Annotated in this window: 14 protein-coding genes; 8 read left to right on the top strand and 6 right to left on the bottom strand. The window is 73.1% G+C overall.

Annotated features, from left to right (window positions below):
* The first annotated feature begins 113 nt into the window (after window positions 1-113).
* Complete coding sequence (locus AB6L24_RS16395; protein ID WP_190115140.1) at window positions 114-359, top strand: DUF397 domain-containing protein; 246 nt, start codon at window positions 114-116, stop codon at window positions 357-359.
* A gap of 90 nt (window positions 360-449) precedes the next feature.
* Here AB6L24_RS16395 and AB6L24_RS16400 read toward each other — a convergent pair whose 3' ends face one another.
* Window positions 450-2036, bottom strand: coding sequence for an amidohydrolase (locus AB6L24_RS16400; RefSeq protein WP_405656022.1), 1587 nt, complete (start codon window positions 2034-2036; stop codon window positions 450-452).
* A 118-nt stretch (window positions 2037-2154) separates the two neighbouring features.
* Here AB6L24_RS16400 and AB6L24_RS16405 point away from each other — a divergent pair, with 118 nt between their 5' ends.
* The gene (locus tag AB6L24_RS16405) at window positions 2155-2784 is read left to right on the top strand and encodes a hypothetical protein (protein ID WP_405656024.1); all 630 of its coding nucleotides are present in this window, start codon (window positions 2155-2157) and stop codon (window positions 2782-2784) included.
* A gap of 87 nt (window positions 2785-2871) precedes the next feature.
* Here the strand turns inward: AB6L24_RS16405 and AB6L24_RS16410 are convergent, their stop codons facing one another.
* Complete coding sequence (locus tag AB6L24_RS16410; RefSeq protein WP_405656025.1) at window positions 2872-3081, bottom strand: MbtH family protein; 210 nt, start codon at window positions 3079-3081, stop codon at window positions 2872-2874.
* A gap of 211 nt (window positions 3082-3292) precedes the next feature.
* A complete protein-coding gene (locus tag AB6L24_RS16415) occupies window positions 3293-4243 on the bottom strand; it encodes a methionyl-tRNA formyltransferase (protein ID WP_405656026.1) in 951 nt (316 codons plus the stop codon).
* Window positions 4244-4289: 46 nt separating this feature from the next.
* Here AB6L24_RS16415 and AB6L24_RS16420 point away from each other — a divergent pair, with 46 nt between their 5' ends.
* Complete coding sequence (locus AB6L24_RS16420; protein ID WP_405656027.1) at window positions 4290-5708, top strand: lysine N(6)-hydroxylase/L-ornithine N(5)-oxygenase family protein; 1419 nt, start codon at window positions 4290-4292, stop codon at window positions 5706-5708.
* Window positions 5709-5723: 15 nt separating this feature from the next.
* On the opposite strand, the gene AB6L24_RS16425 is transcribed toward AB6L24_RS16420, so the two are convergent.
* Window positions 5724-6449, bottom strand: a complete 726-nt coding sequence (locus AB6L24_RS16425) for a leucine-rich repeat domain-containing protein (protein WP_405656028.1) — start codon at window positions 6447-6449, stop codon at window positions 5724-5726.
* Between the two features lie 49 nt (window positions 6450-6498).
* On the opposite strand from AB6L24_RS16425, the gene AB6L24_RS16430 reads away from it, so the two are divergent.
* From AB6L24_RS16430 to AB6L24_RS16440, 3 genes are all read left to right on the top strand, one after another.
* Window positions 6499-7161 carry an ABATE domain-containing protein gene (locus tag AB6L24_RS16430; protein ID WP_405656029.1) on the top strand — a complete coding sequence of 221 codons (663 nt, stop codon included), beginning with the start codon at window positions 6499-6501 and terminating at the stop codon, window positions 7159-7161.
* Window positions 7162-7252: 91 nt separating this feature from the next.
* Entirely contained in the window at window positions 7253-7753 is a 501-nt protein-coding gene (locus tag AB6L24_RS16435; RefSeq protein ID WP_289954534.1) for a hypothetical protein, read from the top strand.
* Window positions 7754-7871: 118 nt separating this feature from the next.
* Window positions 7872-10265 (top strand): glycosyl hydrolase family 95 catalytic domain-containing protein, encoded by a 2394-nt coding sequence (locus AB6L24_RS16440; protein ID WP_405656030.1) that lies wholly within the window; start codon window positions 7872-7874, stop codon window positions 10263-10265.
* A 92-nt stretch (window positions 10266-10357) separates the two neighbouring features.
* On the opposite strand, the gene AB6L24_RS16445 is transcribed toward AB6L24_RS16440, so the two are convergent.
* Window positions 10358-12346, bottom strand: coding sequence for an N-acetylmuramoyl-L-alanine amidase (locus tag AB6L24_RS16445; protein WP_405656031.1), 1989 nt, complete (start codon window positions 12344-12346; stop codon window positions 10358-10360).
* 374 nt (window positions 12347-12720) lie between these two features.
* Here AB6L24_RS16445 and AB6L24_RS16450 point away from each other — a divergent pair, with 374 nt between their 5' ends.
* Complete coding sequence (locus tag AB6L24_RS16450; RefSeq protein WP_405656032.1) at window positions 12721-14031, top strand: serine hydrolase domain-containing protein; 1311 nt, start codon at window positions 12721-12723, stop codon at window positions 14029-14031.
* Between the two features lie 28 nt (window positions 14032-14059).
* Here the strand turns inward: AB6L24_RS16450 and AB6L24_RS16455 are convergent, their stop codons facing one another.
* A complete protein-coding gene (locus tag AB6L24_RS16455; RefSeq protein WP_405656033.1) occupies window positions 14060-14893 on the bottom strand; it encodes a pentapeptide repeat-containing protein in 834 nt (277 codons plus the stop codon).
* Window positions 14894-15258: 365 nt separating this feature from the next.
* Between AB6L24_RS16455 and AB6L24_RS16460 the strand changes: the two genes are divergently transcribed.
* The gene (locus AB6L24_RS16460; protein ID WP_405656034.1) at window positions 15259-16551 is read left to right on the top strand and encodes a TolB family protein; all 1293 of its coding nucleotides are present in this window, start codon (window positions 15259-15261) and stop codon (window positions 16549-16551) included.
* Window positions 16552-16707 lie beyond the last annotated feature (156 nt).

The following is a 16707-nucleotide window of genomic DNA, read 5'->3' on the forward strand; positions in this document are numbered from 1 at the left end:
TGGTTCCGGTGGGCGTGATTCCGCCCGTTTCCCTGGCCGGTGCCGCGGCCTGTGCCGCGCCCGGGGGTGAAAGCTAGGCTGGCGGCGGACGACGCATCGGGAGGAGCACGGACGTGGCCGACAGCACCATCATCCAGCAGCATCCGCTCGCGGGTTGGGACAAGCCGGACCTCGACCTCAGCAGCGCCGAATGGCGGTCGAGCAGCGAGGGGCGCGGCGATGTGGAGATCGCCTTCGTCGAGGGGTTCATCGCGATGCGCAACGGCGGCCGGCCGGAGAGCCCGTCCCTGATCTTCACGCCCGCCGAGTGGGGCGCGTTCGTGCACGGCGCCCGTGAGGGACGGTTCGACCTGACGTAGGCCGCGGGTCGGCGCGCGTGCGCCGCGACGGCCGGTGGCCCCGGTCTCCCGCACGGCGGGGGGCCGGGGCCACCGCGGTCTCCCAGGGGGTCAGGGCGTCTCGGCGGCGGGCGCGGCGAGGTCGTCCTCGCCCTCGACGAAGGTGCCGAGCACCTCGATGTCCCCGATCCGCCCCGGCGCCACCTCCCTCGGGTCCTCGCCGAGCACGACCAGGTCGGCGCGCTTGCCGGGCGTGATGCTGCCCGCGCTGTCCTCCCAGTGGCAGGCGTACGCCGCGTCGATCGTGTACGCGCGCAGCGCCGCGTCCACGTCGACGGCCTCGTCGGGGCCGATGGCCTGCCCCGACGCGGAGGCCCGCTCGACCATGAACTGGATGGCCCGCAGCGGCGCCCCGTCGGCCACGGGCCGGTCCGAACTGCCCACCAGGCGCACCCCGTGGTCGAGGAAGCCCCGGCCCCGGTACATCCACGGCGCCCGCTCCGGGCCCATGATCGTGGCGTAGTCGTCGCCGAAGAACCGCAGGAAGCTGGGCTGGACGACGGCCGTGACGCCGAGTTCGGCGAACCGGCGCAGCTGGTCCGGGCGCACCAGGCCCGCGTGCTCCACGCGGTGGCGGGCGTCGGGCCGCGGCCGGGAGCGCTGGGCCGCTTCGAGCCCGTCGAGGGCGACGTCGACCGCGCGGTCCCCGATCGCGTGCACGGCGAGCTGCCAGCCCGCGCGGTGGCCCGCCACGATGGTGTCCTTGAGCAGGTCGGGGGCCATCTGGAGCTGGCCGTTGGACTCGCTGCCCACATAGGGGTCGGTGAGCGCGGCGGTGCGCGCCATCATGCCGCCGTCGGTGAACACCTTCAGGGCGCCGAGGGAGAGCCCGCCGTCACCGAAGCCCGTGCGCAGGCCGAGCCCGAAGGCGCGGGTCGTGGTGTCCTCGCGCGCCGCCTCCACCGGGGCCAGCGCGTCGGCGGCCACCATCAGCTGCACCCGCACGGGCAACCGGCCCGATTCGTGGGCGAGTTGGTAGGCCGCGGCCTCGATGGGGCTGTGCGCGAACAGTTCGCTGCCGATGCCCGCCTCCGCGACCGCCGTCACGCCCTCGGAGCGGCACTGGCGGGCCGCGTGCTCGATGGCGTCGGCCAGCTCGCCGAGGGCGTGCGGCGGGCGCAGCCGCAGCACGGCACCCATGTCCTCCTCCGCGAGGAACCCGTCCGAGCCCGCGACATGCGCCGGGAGCAGGTCCAGGATCGCCGTGTTGACCAGGCACGCGTGCCCCGAGATGTGCCCCAGGTACACCTTGCGCCCGGCGCTCACCGCGTCGAGTTCCTTGGCGGTCAGGGGCCGGTCGAGCTCACGCTGGTCGTATCCGGCCAAGGTCACCCAGCCGTCACCGGGGGCCGCGGCGACGGCGCCGGCCACCACCTTCAGGACGTCGTCGACGCGGGTGCTCGGCGCCACGCTCGCCGCCTTGGCCTTCAGGCCCGCCCAGACGAGGTGGACATGGGCGTCGATGAAGCCGGGGAGCACGGTCGCGCCGCCGAGGTCGAGGACGCGGCGGGCCGGGAGGTCCGCCACATCGGCGTCGAGCCCCACGATCCGCCCCCGCCAGATGCCGAGTTGGCGGGCGGTGGGACGGTCCGGGTCCATCGTGACGACGCGGGCGTTGGTGATCCTGGTGCAGAGCACGAACAGATCCCTTCGAGGCAGCGGTGTGTCGGGTCCGGTCTTCGTCCGTACGGGATTCCGACGGGCTGATGTTCTATTGTTAGGTGAGGCTAGCCTAAGTTGCTTTGGTGGTGAGTTGGTGGAAGACGAACGGGTGGAGCGGCGTACGGCCGCGGTCAACCGCCTTGAGGCCTGGGCCGATGGTGTGGTCGCGGGCCTCGACGCGCAAGAAGATATCGATCGTTCCTTATTGCAGGCCCTGCGGGTGGACCCGAGTCTGCGCGAGGAGACCGCGGTGCGCAGGGCCGACGCTCTGCGTGCGGCGGCGCTCGGCCTCGGACCGGCGGGCTGCGCCGCGGCGGCCGGGGTGACGGAGCGGCTGCTGCTCAACTGGCAGGCCCAGGACCCCTCGTTCGCGGAGGCGATGGCGGCGGCGGCCCTGATGGCGGCCGGCGAACGCGAGCGGGGGCGCCCGGTGGCGACCTCGGCAGGACCGGGCGCCGCGGCCCTGCGGGTCGTCCTGCGGGCCGTGCGCGACGGGGTCGCCCAGCCCTCGGCCGCCGTGCTCGGTGGCTGGTCGGAGCGGTCCTTCCTGCGGCTGCGCCGACGCAGCCCGGAGGTCGCGGCGCTCCTCGCCGCCGCCCGTCGCGCCCGGGCGCGGGCCCGCAGGGCGGAGCGGCGCGGGGGGCCCGTGGGCGGGCGGGGGTACCGCCTGGTGCGGGTCGACGACGGACCGCTGGCGCATGCGCGGGGTGCGGGGGACGCGTGAGGTGCGCGGGGGTGCTGCCGTCCCGGCCGCAGGACACTTACGCCTCGGAGGTCACCGGCGGGCGCTGTGGGTGCGCGGTCGTCAGGATCAGCCGCGCGTGGCCTCCCGCAGGCTCCTGGGCCGCAGGTCGGTCCAGTTGGTCTCGACGTGGTCCAGGCAGGACTGCCGGTCGGCCGGGCCGTGGGCCACGGTCCACCCGGCCGGCACCTCGGCGAACTCGGGCCACAGGCTGTGCTGGCCCTCGTCGTTGACGAGCACGGAGAACCGGCCGTCGGCGTCGTCGAAGGGGTTGCTCATCTGTGGTCACTCCTCGGTGTCGGTAGCGGTGTCGCCGGCCCGGAGACCGGTGCGAGCGGTCCGGAGACCGACGCCATACTAAGGTAAGGATTGCCTAATCAAGTGGTCGCCTGGGGGAGTGGGCAAGGGCATGGCGTTGCACGCTCTCCGCGGACACCGCCCCCTGGCGCGAGAAGTCGGGACAGATCGGGTCGCCTTGGGGTAGATGGTGTCAGGTCGGACGTTCCGTCAGGTAGCCGCCCATCGTGCGGAAGTAGTCCGCCGCCGCGTACTCCGTCCCGTCCTCCGTCCGCACCCGCCTGACCGCGAGCCCGTGGCGGCGGCCCGTGCGCGCGTCGGCCCCGGCGACGATGACGACGGCGTCGCCCTCGCGGATGAAGATCCGCCCGGGAGTGCCGCCGTACCGGCCTTCGGAGACCGTTGCCTCCACGATCCGCAGCGGCTTGCCGCGATGGTGCGTGAAGGCGTTCGGGTACGGGTCGCACTGGGCGCGCACGAGCCGGTCCAGGTCCTCGGCCGGCCAGGTCCAGTCGATGCGGCTGTCCTCCAGGGCGCGTTTGTGGAAGAAGCTGGCCCGCGACCGGTCCTGCGGCGTCCACACCGCCGTGTCCGAGGCGATCAGGTCGAGCGACTCGCGCACGATCGGCGCGATCAGGGCGACGGTCGCGCGGAACAGGTCCGCGGCCGTGTCCCGCGGGCCGACGGTCACCGCGCGCTGGAGCAGGATGTCGCCCATGTCCAGGTCGGCGTCCATGCGGTGGGCGGTGACGCCGACTTCGGGCTCGCCGTTGATGAGGGCCCAGATCAGCGGCGAGAAGCCGGCGTAGGTCGGCAGCAGCGAGTCGTGTACGTTCAGCGTGCCGTGCCGGGGGAGGTCGAAGATCTCCGGGGGCAGCCAGGTGCGCCAGTTGTTGGCGACGATGAGGTCCGGTTCGGCCGACTTGAGGCTTTCGAGGAGTTCGGGGTCTCCTGGGCGGTTGCGGAGGAGTACGGGCACGTCGTGCTCCGCGGCGAGATCGGCGACCGAGTCGTCCCAGATCTTCTCGTACGCGTGGTCGCTTCTGGGATGCGTGACGACGAGGGCCACATCGTGCTCGGAGTCCAGCAAGGCCTGCAGCGTGCGGTGGCCCCACGTCTGGTAGCCGAACATGACGACCCGCATGTGAATCCTCCTCAGACATTGCAAGGTAAGGCTAACCTTATCTAACATGTGCCTGCTTAGGGAGGCGATGACGCGGGTGAACACCTTGCACAGCGAACAGGATTCGACGTACGGCGGCACGGAGCCGGCAGGCGGCGGCACGGGGTCGGCGCACGGGGGGCCGGAAGTGACGTACGACGTCCTGGGGATCGGCTTCGGGCCGTCCAACCTCGCCCTCGCGATCGCGGTCGAGGAGCACAACGCGCAGGCCGCCGAGGGCGACCGGATACGCGCCGGGTTCCTGGAGAAGCAGCCGCGCTTCGGCTGGCACCGGGGCATGCTCATCGACGACGCGACGATGCAGGTGTCCTTCCTCAAGGACCTCGTCACGATGCGCGACCCGAAGAGCAGCTACAGCTTCCTGTGCTATCTGCAGGAGCGCGACCGGCTCGTGGACTTCCTCAACCAGAAGACGCTCTTCCCGCTGCGCATCGAGTTCCACGACTACCTGGAGTGGGCCGCGGGCCGCGTCGCCGGGCTCGTGGAGTACTCCTGCGAGGTCGTCGCCGTGAAGCCGGTGACCGAGAACGGCGAGGTCGTCGCCTTCGACGTGGTCAGCCGTGACCCGGGCGACCCGGGGCAGAAGATCGTGCGCCGGGCCCGCAGCCTCTGTGTCGCCACCGGCATGGAGCCCCACCTGCCGCCGAGCGCGAGCCGCTCCGAACGGGTCTTCCACAACAGCGAGTTGATCCCGCGGGTCGGCACGCTCCTGGAGTCGGGCACCCAGGTGCGCCGCGCCGTCGTCCTCGGCGCGGGCCAGAGCGCCGCCGAGAGCGTGGACTACCTGCACCGGCACTTCCCCGACGCCGAGATCTGCTCGGTGTTCGCGAAGTACGGCTACACGCCCGCCGACGACAGCCCGTTCGCCAACCGGATCTTCGACCCGGAGGCCGTGGACATCTTCTACAACGCGCCGCCGGAGGTGAAGCAGTCCCTCTTCGACTACCACCGCGGCACCAACTACTCGGTGGTCGACATGGACCTCATCGAGTCGCTCTCGCGCACCATGTACCAGGAGAAGGTGCAGGGCCGCCAGCGCATGCGGATGCTCAACATCTCCCGCATCCGTGACATCGAGACCCGCGACGACGGCCTGCGCCTGGGCATCGAGTTCCTGCCCACCGCCGAGCGCGACGTCCTGGACGCCGACCTCCTGGTGTGCGCGACGGGCTACCAGCCGCGCGGCATCGACGAGCGCATGGGCGAGCTGGGCAAGCTGTGCCGCCGCGACGACGAGGACGCCCTGGTCGTCGGCCGTGACCACCGCGTCGCCACGCACGCCAACGTCGCCGCCGACATCTACCTCCAGGGCGGCACCGAGCACACCCACGGCCTGACCTCCACGCTCCTGTCCAACACGGCGGTCAGGGCGGGCGAGATCCGCGCCTCGCTGATCGAGCGCCGCCGCGGAAGCATGGTTGGTTAGCGCGGGACCGGTGGGCTAGCGCAGCACCACACAGCCCCGTGCGCGCAGGGCCGCCATGATGTCCTCGCCGCCTCGCACGTCGTTCCAGCGCAGATCCAGCTTCTCCAGGGACGGCAACGCGGCCAGCCAGTGCGGCACTTCGCGCAGCCGGTTGGCCCGCAGGTCGAGGCGGCGCAGGAGCGGCAGCCCGCGCACGGCGTCCGGCACGGTCACGAACGCGTTCTCGCGCAGCTCAAGTTCGCGCAGTTCACCGAGGTGGCGTACGTCGTCGGGGAGCGCGGTCAGCTCATTGCCGCGCAGCCACAGCTCGCGCAGTCGGCGCAGGCCGCCGAGCGTCGCGGGCAGCGTGGCGAGCCGGTTGTGCTGGGCGCGCAGCTCGACGAGGGACGCCATGCGGCCGAGCGCGTCGGGCAGTGCGGTGAGCCGGTTCTCGCCCACGTTCAGGTAGGCGAGCCGGTTCAGGCCGCCCAGCTCGTCGGGCAGGGCGGTGAGGCGGTTGTCGTGCAGGTAGAGGAAGTCGGTCAGCGCGGGCAGGGCGCCTAGCTCCGGCGGGACCTCGGTCAGCAGGTTGTGGCCGAGGTCCAGGGTGTGCAGGGCCGTGAGCGTGGCGACGCGGGCGGGCAGGTGTCTGAGCGCGTTGTCGGCGAGGAGCAGGGACTCGACGCGGGGGTGGTCCCACACCGCTTCGGGGACGGAGTCCAGTCCCGCGCGCCAGTAGTCCAGTACGGTTCCGTCCGTCACCGTGAGCCACCCCCTGTTAATGGTTGCCGGGGAACCTATCATTAGCCCCATGCCCGCACCTGCCGAGCCGTCGGCACCCCCGGAGTCACCCACTCCCGCCCCCGCCGCCACCCTCCTCACCCTCGACCTCACCGCCACCATCCGCCACGACGGACACGGTGGCGTCGCCGACGACCTCGACACGCCGGACGGCCTCACCGCCTGGGTCCGCGCCCACGCCGACGCGCTGCCCGGCGCCCTCGCCGCCCGGCGCTTCCGGGCCGACGAGAGCGCACTGGAAGCAGTGCGGGGGGTGCGCGCCGCCGTCCGCGCGCTGTTCGCCCGTGCCGTGCGTCCGGGAGAGCCGAGCCCCGCCGACGCCCGCAGGCTGCTGCCGCCGGGACAGGCCGCGACCAGGCTCAACGAGGCCGCCGCCCGGGTGCCCACCGTGCCCGTCCTGAGCTGGCCGCGCGGCGCCGCTCCCACCGTCCGCGACGAGCCCGTCGTCCGGGCCGGTGTCGTCGAGCGCGCCGACCTCCTGAACGCCGCCCTGGCCCGCGCCGCGCTCACCTTCCTCGCCGGACCCGACCGGGAGCGGCTGCGCGCCTGCCACGCGCCCCGCTGTGTGCGGTACTTCCTGAAGGACCACCCGCGCCAGGAGTGGTGCAAGCCCGCGTGCGGCAACCGTGCCCGGGTGGCCCGCCACCACGACCGCAGCCGGGGGCGGGGCTGAGCCGCGACCGGCCGGGAACCGCACCCCACCGGCGCTTTCCCGCCGCCGCCCCCGGGCCGGGTCGGGCGCGCCGGACACGTACCATGGCGACATGTCCTTCCTCCGCCGCCGCAGCTCCGCCACTCCCGCGGGCCCGGACTTCGACGTCCTGGCCATGGACCCGGGTGACTGGCCCGGCAATCTCGGCGCCGGCCTGCTGCCGGCCCCCGACGGCAGCTGCCAGGGTGTGTTCCTGCGCTACGACCTGTTCGGCGGCCGGGGTCCCGCGATGGTGATCGGCAATCTGCCGGAGGGCTCCCCGGCCCGCGAGCTCGCCGACGGCGAGGTGCCCTTCGAGGTGGCCCAGCTGTTGCTCGCGCTGGAGAACGACGAGGAGGTCACCGTCGTCGCCAGCGAGGACGTGCCGGTGATGCAGGGCGACAACCTCCTGATCGTGCGCCGTCTGCGGCTGTCCGAAAGCCGCGTCTCCTGCGTGCAGTTCGACCGCAGCGACAACGTCCTGGTGACCATCGCGGCCTGGGACCGCCCGATCACCGACGATCTGTACGCACTCCTCAAGCCACTGCCCGCGGAGCTGTTCCAGCAGGGCTGAGGGCCCGCCGGAGGCCCACCCGCACCCCCGAAGTCCAAGGGTCCGCCCACTCCGTCCAAGGAGTGGGTTTGTCATGCGCCTTGTCAGGCGAGTCATCGGACTTTTAGCGTGACGGCCCATGAGGCCACAGTTCCTGGATTCCATCCGGCAAGGCATCACCAGACGCACCACCCTTCAGTCGGCCGTAGGGGCAGGAGCCGCCCTGGCCCTCGGCGGACCGGCGTCCGAGGGCGTAGCCGCCACCGGCGATTCCGCCCAGTCATCCGATGACCTGAGGCTCTGGTACCGGGCCCCGGCCGCCGACTGGGAACGCGAGGCGCTGCCCGTCGGCGGCGGGGCGCTGTGCGCCATGGTCTTCGGATCCCTCGGCAGCGAGCGGCTGCAGCTGAACGAGAAGACGCTGTGGACCGGCGGCCCGGGCGCCGACGGCGGCTACGACCACGGCAACTGGCGCGCACCCCGCCCCGACGCCCTCGCCGCCGTCCGCAAGGACCTCGACGACCGCGGCCGCCTCACCCCGGACGCCGCCGCCGCCGCCCTCGGCCAGCCCCGCCGCGGCTACGGCGCCCACCAGACCCTGGGCGACCTGCGCATCGACGTCGCGGGCGCACCGGACACCCCCGACGCCTCCTACCGCCGCGCCCTCGACCTGCGCGAAGCCGTCGCGAGCGTCGCGTACACCCGCCAAGACACCCGCCACACCCGGGAGTTCTTCGCCTCCCACCCCGACGGCGTGCTCGTCGGACGGCTCGGCGCGGACCGCCCAGGAGCCGTCACCTGCACCCTGCGCACCACCTCACCGCGCACCGACGTCACCGCCGCGGCCGACGGCGACCGCATCACCGTACGGGGTGAACTCGCCGACAACGGCCTGAAGTTCGAGACCCAGATCCGCGTCGCCCACCGGGGCGGGACGCTCACCACGGGCGCCGACGGCAGCCTCACGGTCACCGGCGCCGACCAGGTGTGGTTCGTGCTGGCGGCCGCCACCGACTACGCCGACACCTACCCGCGCTACCGCGGCGACGACCCGCACCGGACCGTCACGCGCACCGTCGACGCCGCGCTCGCCCGCGGCCAAGAGGAGCTGCGCGCCCGCCATGTGCGCGACCACCGGGCCCTGTTCGACCGCGTCACCCTGGACCTGGGCACGGCGCCGCCCCCGGACGTCCCCACCGACCAGCTCCTCAAGGAGTACGGCAGCGCGCCCGCCGCCGACCGGGCCCTCGAGGCGCTGTTCTTCCAGTACGGGCGCTACCTCCTCATCGCCTCCTCGCGCCCCGGCTCGCTGCCCGCCAACCTCCAGGGCGGCTGGAACCACAGCACCGCCCCGCCGTGGTCGGCCGACTACCACGTCAACATCAACCTCCAGATGAACTACTGGCCCGCCGAGGCCGCCAACCTGGCCGAGACCACTGCCCCCTACGACCGCTTCGTCGAGGCCCTGCGCGCGCCCGGGCGGCGCACCGCGCGGGAGATGTTCGGGGCGCCCGGCTGGGTGGTGCACAACGAGACCAACCCCTACGGCTTCACTGGCGTCCACGACTGGGCGACCGCGTTCTGGTTCCCCGAGGCCGCCGCCTGGCTGACCGCGCAGCTCTACGAGCACTACCGCTTCGGCGGGTCCACGCGCTATCTGCGGCACACCGCCTACCCGGTGCTGAAGGAGGCCGCCGCGTTCTGGCTCGACCAGCTGCGCACCGACCCGCGCGACGGCACCCTCGTCGTCACGCCCAGCTACTCGCCGGAGCACGGCGACTTCACCGTCGGCGCCGCCATGTCCCAGCAGATCGTGCACGACCTGCTCACCAACACCCTGGAGGCGGCCCGCGTCCTCGGCGACGACCCCGCGCTCCGCACCCGCCTGGAGCAGACCCTGGACCGGCTCGACCCCGGCCTGCGCGTCGGCTCCTGGGGGCAGCTCCAGGAGTGGAAGGACGACCTCGACGACCAGGGTGACGACCACCGGCACGTCTCCCACCTCTACGCCCTGCACCCCGGCCGGCAGATCCGGCCCGGCAGCAAGTGGGCGAAGGCCGCCGAGGTCTCCCTGAAGGCACGCGGCGACGGCGGCACCGGCTGGTCCAAGGCCTGGAAGATCAACTTCTGGGCGCGCCTGCGCGACGGCGACCACGCGCACAAGATGCTCGGCGAACAGCTCAAGTCCTCCACGCTGCCCAACCTCTGGGACACCCACCCGCCGTTCCAGATCGACGGCAACTTCGGTGCCACGTCCGGGATCGTCGAGATGCTCCTGCAGAGCCAGCACGACGTCATCGACGTGCTGCCCGCCCTGCCCGCGAGCTGGCCGACCGGCTCGGTGCGCGGCCTGCGGGCACGCGGCGGCGCCACCGTCGACATCACCTGGTCCGGCGGCCGCGCCACCCGCCTCGTCGTGCACGCGTCGCGCACCCGCGAACTGACCGTGCGCTGCCCGCTGGTGCCGGGCGGCGAGCACTCCTTCAAGGCGGTGGCGGGCCGCCGCTACGCCTTCCCCTCGGACAGGCCCTAGCCCGTCCGCGGACGACGTCGGGCCCGGAGCCTGCCCCCACGCAGGTCCGGGCCCGACGAGTTCACTCGGTCACGCCGTCATGCCTGAGGGCGTCACGATCCGGACGGCACCACCTTCACGTCGGCGGCGCGCACGAACGCCACCCGGTGGCCGAACTGGATCTCGTAGTACATGTCCTTGCCGCGCACCACGCGGTGCGGGGCGAGGTCGAACGTAGGCGAGTAGAAGTACTCGCCGGGCAGCTTGTCGCCGACCGCGTACTTCTGGCCCGCGAGGAGCTTGTACGGCAGCGGCGACACGGCCTGCACCGGCACCCCGGTCGGGTAGGCCTCCTTCTCCGGGTAGGCGCGGCCGTACACCGGGACGTCGCTCGCGCCCTCCTTCGGTGTCAGGACCCAGCCGCGCGCGTCTACGGCCGTCGGCTGCTTCTTCGGGTTCTTGAACCAGGCCTTCTGGCCGAGGTACCAGACGGCCGTCCAGTCGCCCTGCCGGTCGGCGACCGCGTACTGCTGGCCCGTGGACAGGCGCGAGCCCATGTCGTTGACGTCGATCGTCGACGGCTCACCGCCCGGGCGCAGGCCGATGTCCTTGATGAGCGGCGCGTCCTCGCGCGGCTCGGTGTACACGCGCACCGCGCTGGAGCCGTGCGGCACGCACTTCTCGCCCGGCTTCGCGCAGCCCGTGAACTCCGGCTGGTTCTTGCTGAACTCGGGTGCCACCGTGACCAGGCCGCCCTGGGGGCCCGCCGTGCGGTGCAACGGCTTGCCGAGCAGCTTGAAGTAGTGCTGCCAGTCCCAGTACGGGCCGGGGTCGGTGTGCATGCCGCGGATCGTCGCGGCCGTCGTGCCCGGCACCGTGTCGTGGCCGAGGATGTGCTGGCGGTCCAGCGGGATGCCGTACCGCTTGGCGAGGTACTTCACCAGGCGCGCCGACGAGCGGTACATCGCCTCCGTGTACCAGGTGTCGGGCGCCGTCAGGAAGCCCTCGTGCTCCAGGCCGACGGACTTGGCGTTGACGAACCAGTTGCCCGCGTGCCAGGCGACGTCCTTGGTGCGCACGTGCTGGGCGACATGGCCGTCGGAGGAGCGCAGCGTGTAGTGCCAGGACACGTACGTCGGGTCCTGCACCATCTTGAGGACGCCCTCCCAGGTGCCCTCGGTGTCGTGCACGACGATGTACTTGATGCCCTGGCTCTTGGGGCGGTCGGCCTTGTCGTGGTTGCCGTAGTCGCCGTCGCCGAACTCCTCGTACGGCGCCGGGATCCACTCGCACGCGAGCGTCTTCGGGCAGTCCGTCGCGGCCGCCTTCGCCTTGCGCAGCCCCATGCCGCGCAACTGGGCGGCCTCCGGGGCGAGTCCGGGCCGGGCGGCGAGGGTGACCTGCTGGCCCGCGTCGGTCGTGCGCCGCTGCCCGTCGCGGATCACCGCGAACACGTCGCCTGCGTACGCGGCCGCGCTCGCCCGGTCGTCGGCTCCCGAGAAGCGCGCGACGGCGCCGTACCAGTCGGCCGGGTCGGCGCTGAGCGGCTTGCCGAGCTGCTTCTGGGCGGCGGCGAGCAGGGCCGCGCCGCCCCGGACGTTCGCCGCCGAGTCCTCGCGCAGCCGCTCGGCGGACAGCCCGCTGAGCTTCGCCGCCCGCTTCAGGGTTTTGAGACGAGCGGGCAGCTGGGCCTCCGTCGGGGGCTTCGCCTTCGGCCGCAGCGTGGCCCGTGAGGAGTCACCGCGCGGGTCCTCGGCGCCGTCGGCGTGGTGCGGCGCGGAGGCGAGCGCGGTGCGGGCGTCGGTGAGGTGCATCGGGCCGTAGCCGCCGGTCACGCTCGGGGCGCCGCCGTGCGCGTCCCAGCGGGACTGGAGGTAGGAGACGCCGAGCAGCACGCTCTGCGGTACGTCGTACTCGGCGGCCGCCGCCGCGAAGGCGCTCTGCAGGCTCCCGGGCCCGGCGTCCGGGGCGGGCCGGGACGCGGACGACGACGGCGCGGCGCCGAGCAGGGGCACAAGGAGGGCGGCCGACGCGAGCGCGCCCGCCGCCCTGGCGGCACGTCTGCGCGTGGGCGGGACGGATGCGGTGACGGATCCTCGCAAGGCAGCCTCCTGGGACTTCCGGGCCGAAGCGGCGTGACGGGGCGTGCGGGGCCGGGCGTGCGTCAGTGGTACCGGCTCGCCGACGATCCGTCAATCATGCCCAGGAGAAGGGATTTCCCATGTCAGCGCTGGTCTGGCGTGTTTTCGCCAGCGGTTTTCGCCATGGGCGGTGCCGTCGCCTGCGGCGCGTCAGTGGAGTGGACCAAAGATCGCACGGCCCCGCTCGGCCCCCGGCCGGGGCGGAACGTGCCCGACGTTGCCGGTGGTTGAGCCCGACGTTGCCGGTGGTTGACCCGAAAGGGGGGCAGGCCCCAGCCTCGATGGTCCGGTGTGCCCCAGTGACCCGGGGCCGCCGGTGCGTGAAAGTGATCGGCATGCCGATGAGAGCCCACTCCGTCAGCGGGCACGAACCGTCCCGCCCCCGACCCGCCCACCGCCGTCGCCGCGTCCGGCTGCTCGCGGCGTCGTCGTTCCTGGCCGCGACCGGCCTCGTCGTCGCGCTCGCCCAGCCGGGCCAGGCGCTCGTGCGCACGGACGGCGCCCCGCCACAGCAGCGCGCCCAACTGGAGGAACTGGCCGAGAAGTTGGTGGCCGCCGGGGCGCCCGGCGTGATCGTGCGGGTGGACGACGGGCACGGCCGGCCGGTCGAGGTCGTCGAGCAGGCGCCCTGGGCCCGGGCCGATCACCGGCTCCGGGGCGGGGACGAGTTCCGGATGGGGTCCAACACCAAGACCGTGATGGCCACCCTCGTCCTGCAACTGGTCGCCGAGGGCAGGCTCGCCCTGACCGACCCGGTGGAGAAGTGGCTGCCCGGCCGGGTGCCCCACGGCGACGAGATCACCCTGCGCATGCTCCTCAACCACACCAGCGGCATCGGCGACTACACGGAAGCCCCCGAGCTCCTGCCGTCGATCCTCGGCAAGGACCAGCGGCCCTGGACGTCGGAGCAACTGCTCGCCGTCGGCGTGAAGCGCGACCGGCCCTTCCCTCCGGGCACCACATGGGCGTACAGCAACACCAATTACGTCGCGGTCGGCGCCCTGCTCGAACGGGTCACGGGCAAGAGCCTCGCCGACCTCGTCCGGGACCGGATCGCCCGGCCGCTCGGCCTCAGGCACACCTACTACGCCACCGACTCCGCCTGGCGGGGCCGGCACGCCCGCGGCTACGAACCCGACGCCGCGCACATGCCGCCGGGTGTGCCGCCCGAGTACCGGGAGTACGCCGGGGCGGCGCGCGAGGGCCATGTGGACGTCTCCGACAACTCACCGTCGTGGGGCGGCGCGGCCGGTGCGATGGTGTCGACCGCCCGCGACTGGAGTCGGTTCTACCGCGCGCTGATGTCGGGCGAGCTGCTGCCCGCCGCCCAACTGGCCCAGATGCGCACCACCGTGCCGGTCTTCCCGGACCGGCCGGACGGGCCCGGCGGCGGTCTCGGCATCCAGCGGCTCCCGAGCCCCTGCGGCACGGTGTGGGCGCACGAGGGCGGTATCCCCGGCTACCTCAGCACCAACTTCACCGACCCCACGGGCAGGCGCACGGCGACCGTCCTCGTCTCGACGGAGGCCTTCGCCGAGCACCCGGACGCCTTCCCGGAGATCAACGAGGTGTCCCAGGAGCTTCAGGTCGCGTCGATGTGCGCCATGCTCGACAAGCCGGTGCCGCCCGCGGCGCCCGCCGGCTGATCGTCGGGGGCGGCCCCGGGGGGCGGGGTCAGCCTTCCGGGGTCCAGTGCCCGGGCCGCTCCAGCGGGCTCGACACCTTCGTCCGCGCGTCGCCGCGCGCGGCGTTCAGCTGCGGCTGGGTGAGGAACAGGGCGCCCGTCAGGTCGGCGCCGCACAGGTTCGTGTCCCGCATGTCCGCACCGATGAGGTCGGCGTCGCGCAGGTCGGCGTCCGTCAGGTCGGCGGCGACGAGCAGGGCACCGCGCAGGCTGGCGCCCCGCAGCTTCGCGCCGCGCAGGCGCTTGCCCAGGAGGTTGGCGCCCCGGTGGTCCTTCTTGCGCCCGGGCACGGCCGACCTGGCCAGCTCGCTCGCCCGCAGGAGCAGCGGGTTCACCTCGCCGCGCAGCGCGTCCACGTCCACGCCGAGCAGCGCCTCGGGGGTGTCCCGCGTGAGCGCGTCGATCCGGGAGTACGCCCGGCGCAGGTCCCGGTGCACGGGGCGGGCCGCGGCCAGGTCCAGGGCCTGCGCGGTGTACTTCAGGAGCTCCTGGAGGTGCCGCACGACGGGGAAGACCTCGTACATCGTGCGGGCCGTGTCCGGCGCCTCGCGCCAGCCGATGCCCTTGAACGTGACCTGCGAGACCTTCTGACCGGCGCCGAAGCAGTCGAAGACCGTGCAGCCCTGGTAGCCCTTGTCGCGCAGCCGCTCGTGGATCCCGCAGCGGAAGTCGTCCTGGAGATTGCCGCACGGCGTACCCGCCGCCTTGTCCACCGGGAAGTCCGACGAACGCGAGAACGGCAGCGCCACACAGCACAGCCCGAAGCAGCTGCCGCAGTCGGCCCTCAGCTCGGGCTGGTCGGCGTGCGAGGCGCGCTCGGACAAGCCGGGCAAGCCTCGCAAATCTGCTGAGGTGGACGAGTCGGACAAGGCGGTGGCTCCTGGTGCTCTGGGGGCTGTGCGTGCTCTGCGTGCTCGGGTGTGCGGTAGGGCTATGGGTCGATTGTCCCCCGGCCGCGCTCCGCCCGGGCACGCGGGGCGCCGTGGGGGGAGCGCTCGGGTGCCGTCCCGGTAGGGGCCGGAGTCGACGATCACTACTTCTGAACGGTCACGGACGATCGCCGGCCCGTCCAGGCTGTACGCGTTCGGATGTGCACGCGGTCCGACCGATTGACCGTCCGCCCGGTATGCGCTTGCATCCCCGAGGGGCCCTGGCACCGGGCCGGGGCCGCGCTCCGTGGGGGGAACACATGGCCGGAACCGGCCCGCTCAAGAGACGTGGCGGATTCGTGCGGACGGCGGGCGCGGGCGCGCTCGCCGTCTTACTGTCGGCCGGGGCCCTGCCCACGGCCGTCGCCGCACCCGCCGATGCCCCGGCCCCGGCACCCCGAGGGCCCGCCGTGGCCGCCGGGACCACCCAGCTGCTCAGCGCCGCCGCCGACGGCGGTCAGGCCGACGGCCCCTCCGGCCGCCCGGTCGTGAGCGCCGACGGCCGTGTCGTCGCGTTCATGTCGCAGGCGACCAACCTCGTCGCCGGGGACACCAACGAACGGTCCGACCTGTTCGTACGGGACCTGCGCGGCGGTGAGCTCCGGCGGGTGGTCGACCCCCGCGGCGAGATCTCCTCGCCGACCCTCAGCGCGAACGGCCGGTACGTCGCCTACACGATCCGCGACGAGGAGGGCACCGCCGTCTTCGTCCGGGACCTGTGGAAGGGCGGGACCGAACGCGCCGACGTGGACCTCCCGATGCAGCACATCGACGCCCACGCGCCGACCGTCTCCGCCGACGGCCGCACGGTCGCGTTCGCCGTCCTCGGCACCGACTCGACCCGCACCGGCGCCCAGGCCGTCTACGTGCGCGACCTGCGCGCCCAACGCACCGAAATCGCCAGCTTCCCCGCCGAGCAGGACGAGACCTTCCTGGGCTTCCGCGCCCCGACCCTGAGCGCGGACGGACAGCGCGTCGCCTACCAGTACACGCACGGCACTCCGCCGCGCGGCGACTGGTCCGACATCTACGTCCACGACCGTGACTCCGGTGGCGAGACCCAGATCGACATCCCCCACGACGGCAGCCCTGCCAACGGCGCGGCCGTCAACCCCCTGTTCAGCGCCGACGGCTCCACCCTCGCCTTCGACTCCAGCGCCTCGAACCTGGTCCCCGGCCACGACCCGAACAGCAGCCACAACCCCTTCGTGTGCGACCTGCGCACCGGCACCCTCGAGCGGGTCGACGCGGTGCTGCCGGGGCCCGAAGGCGTGCTCTCCGTGGACGGCGTGTCCGCCGACGGGTCGAAGCTGCTGCTCGACACCTGGCCGATCCTCACCGTCGAGGACGCCGAGTACGTCCGTGACCTGCGCACCGGCTCCAACGTCCTGGTCTCGCCCGACAAGGACGGACGGCCCGGCAACGCGATCGACGCGCGGACGGACGCCGCCGCGCGGACCGTCGTCTTCTCCGGGTTCGACAGCGCGAACTTCGTGGCCGGTGACACCAACGGGGTCGCGGACGTGTTCGTGTTCGTCCGCAGGAAGCGGTAGGCGGCCGTGGCGGGCGGTGGGGTCTCGGCCGTTCCTGTGGCAGGCCCGTGACGGGACGACGGTCGGCGTGTGATCTCCCCGGGTGATGCTCGACGGAGCGATCAGCGAGGCGACAGCGCGCGGCGGCGGACGGCGGTACCCGGACGCCGCCGCGCG

The sequence above is a fragment of the Streptomyces sp. RK9 genome (genome assembly GCF_045070545.1).
GTDB lineage: Bacteria > Actinomycetota > Actinomycetes > Streptomycetales > Streptomycetaceae > Streptomyces > Streptomyces alboflavus.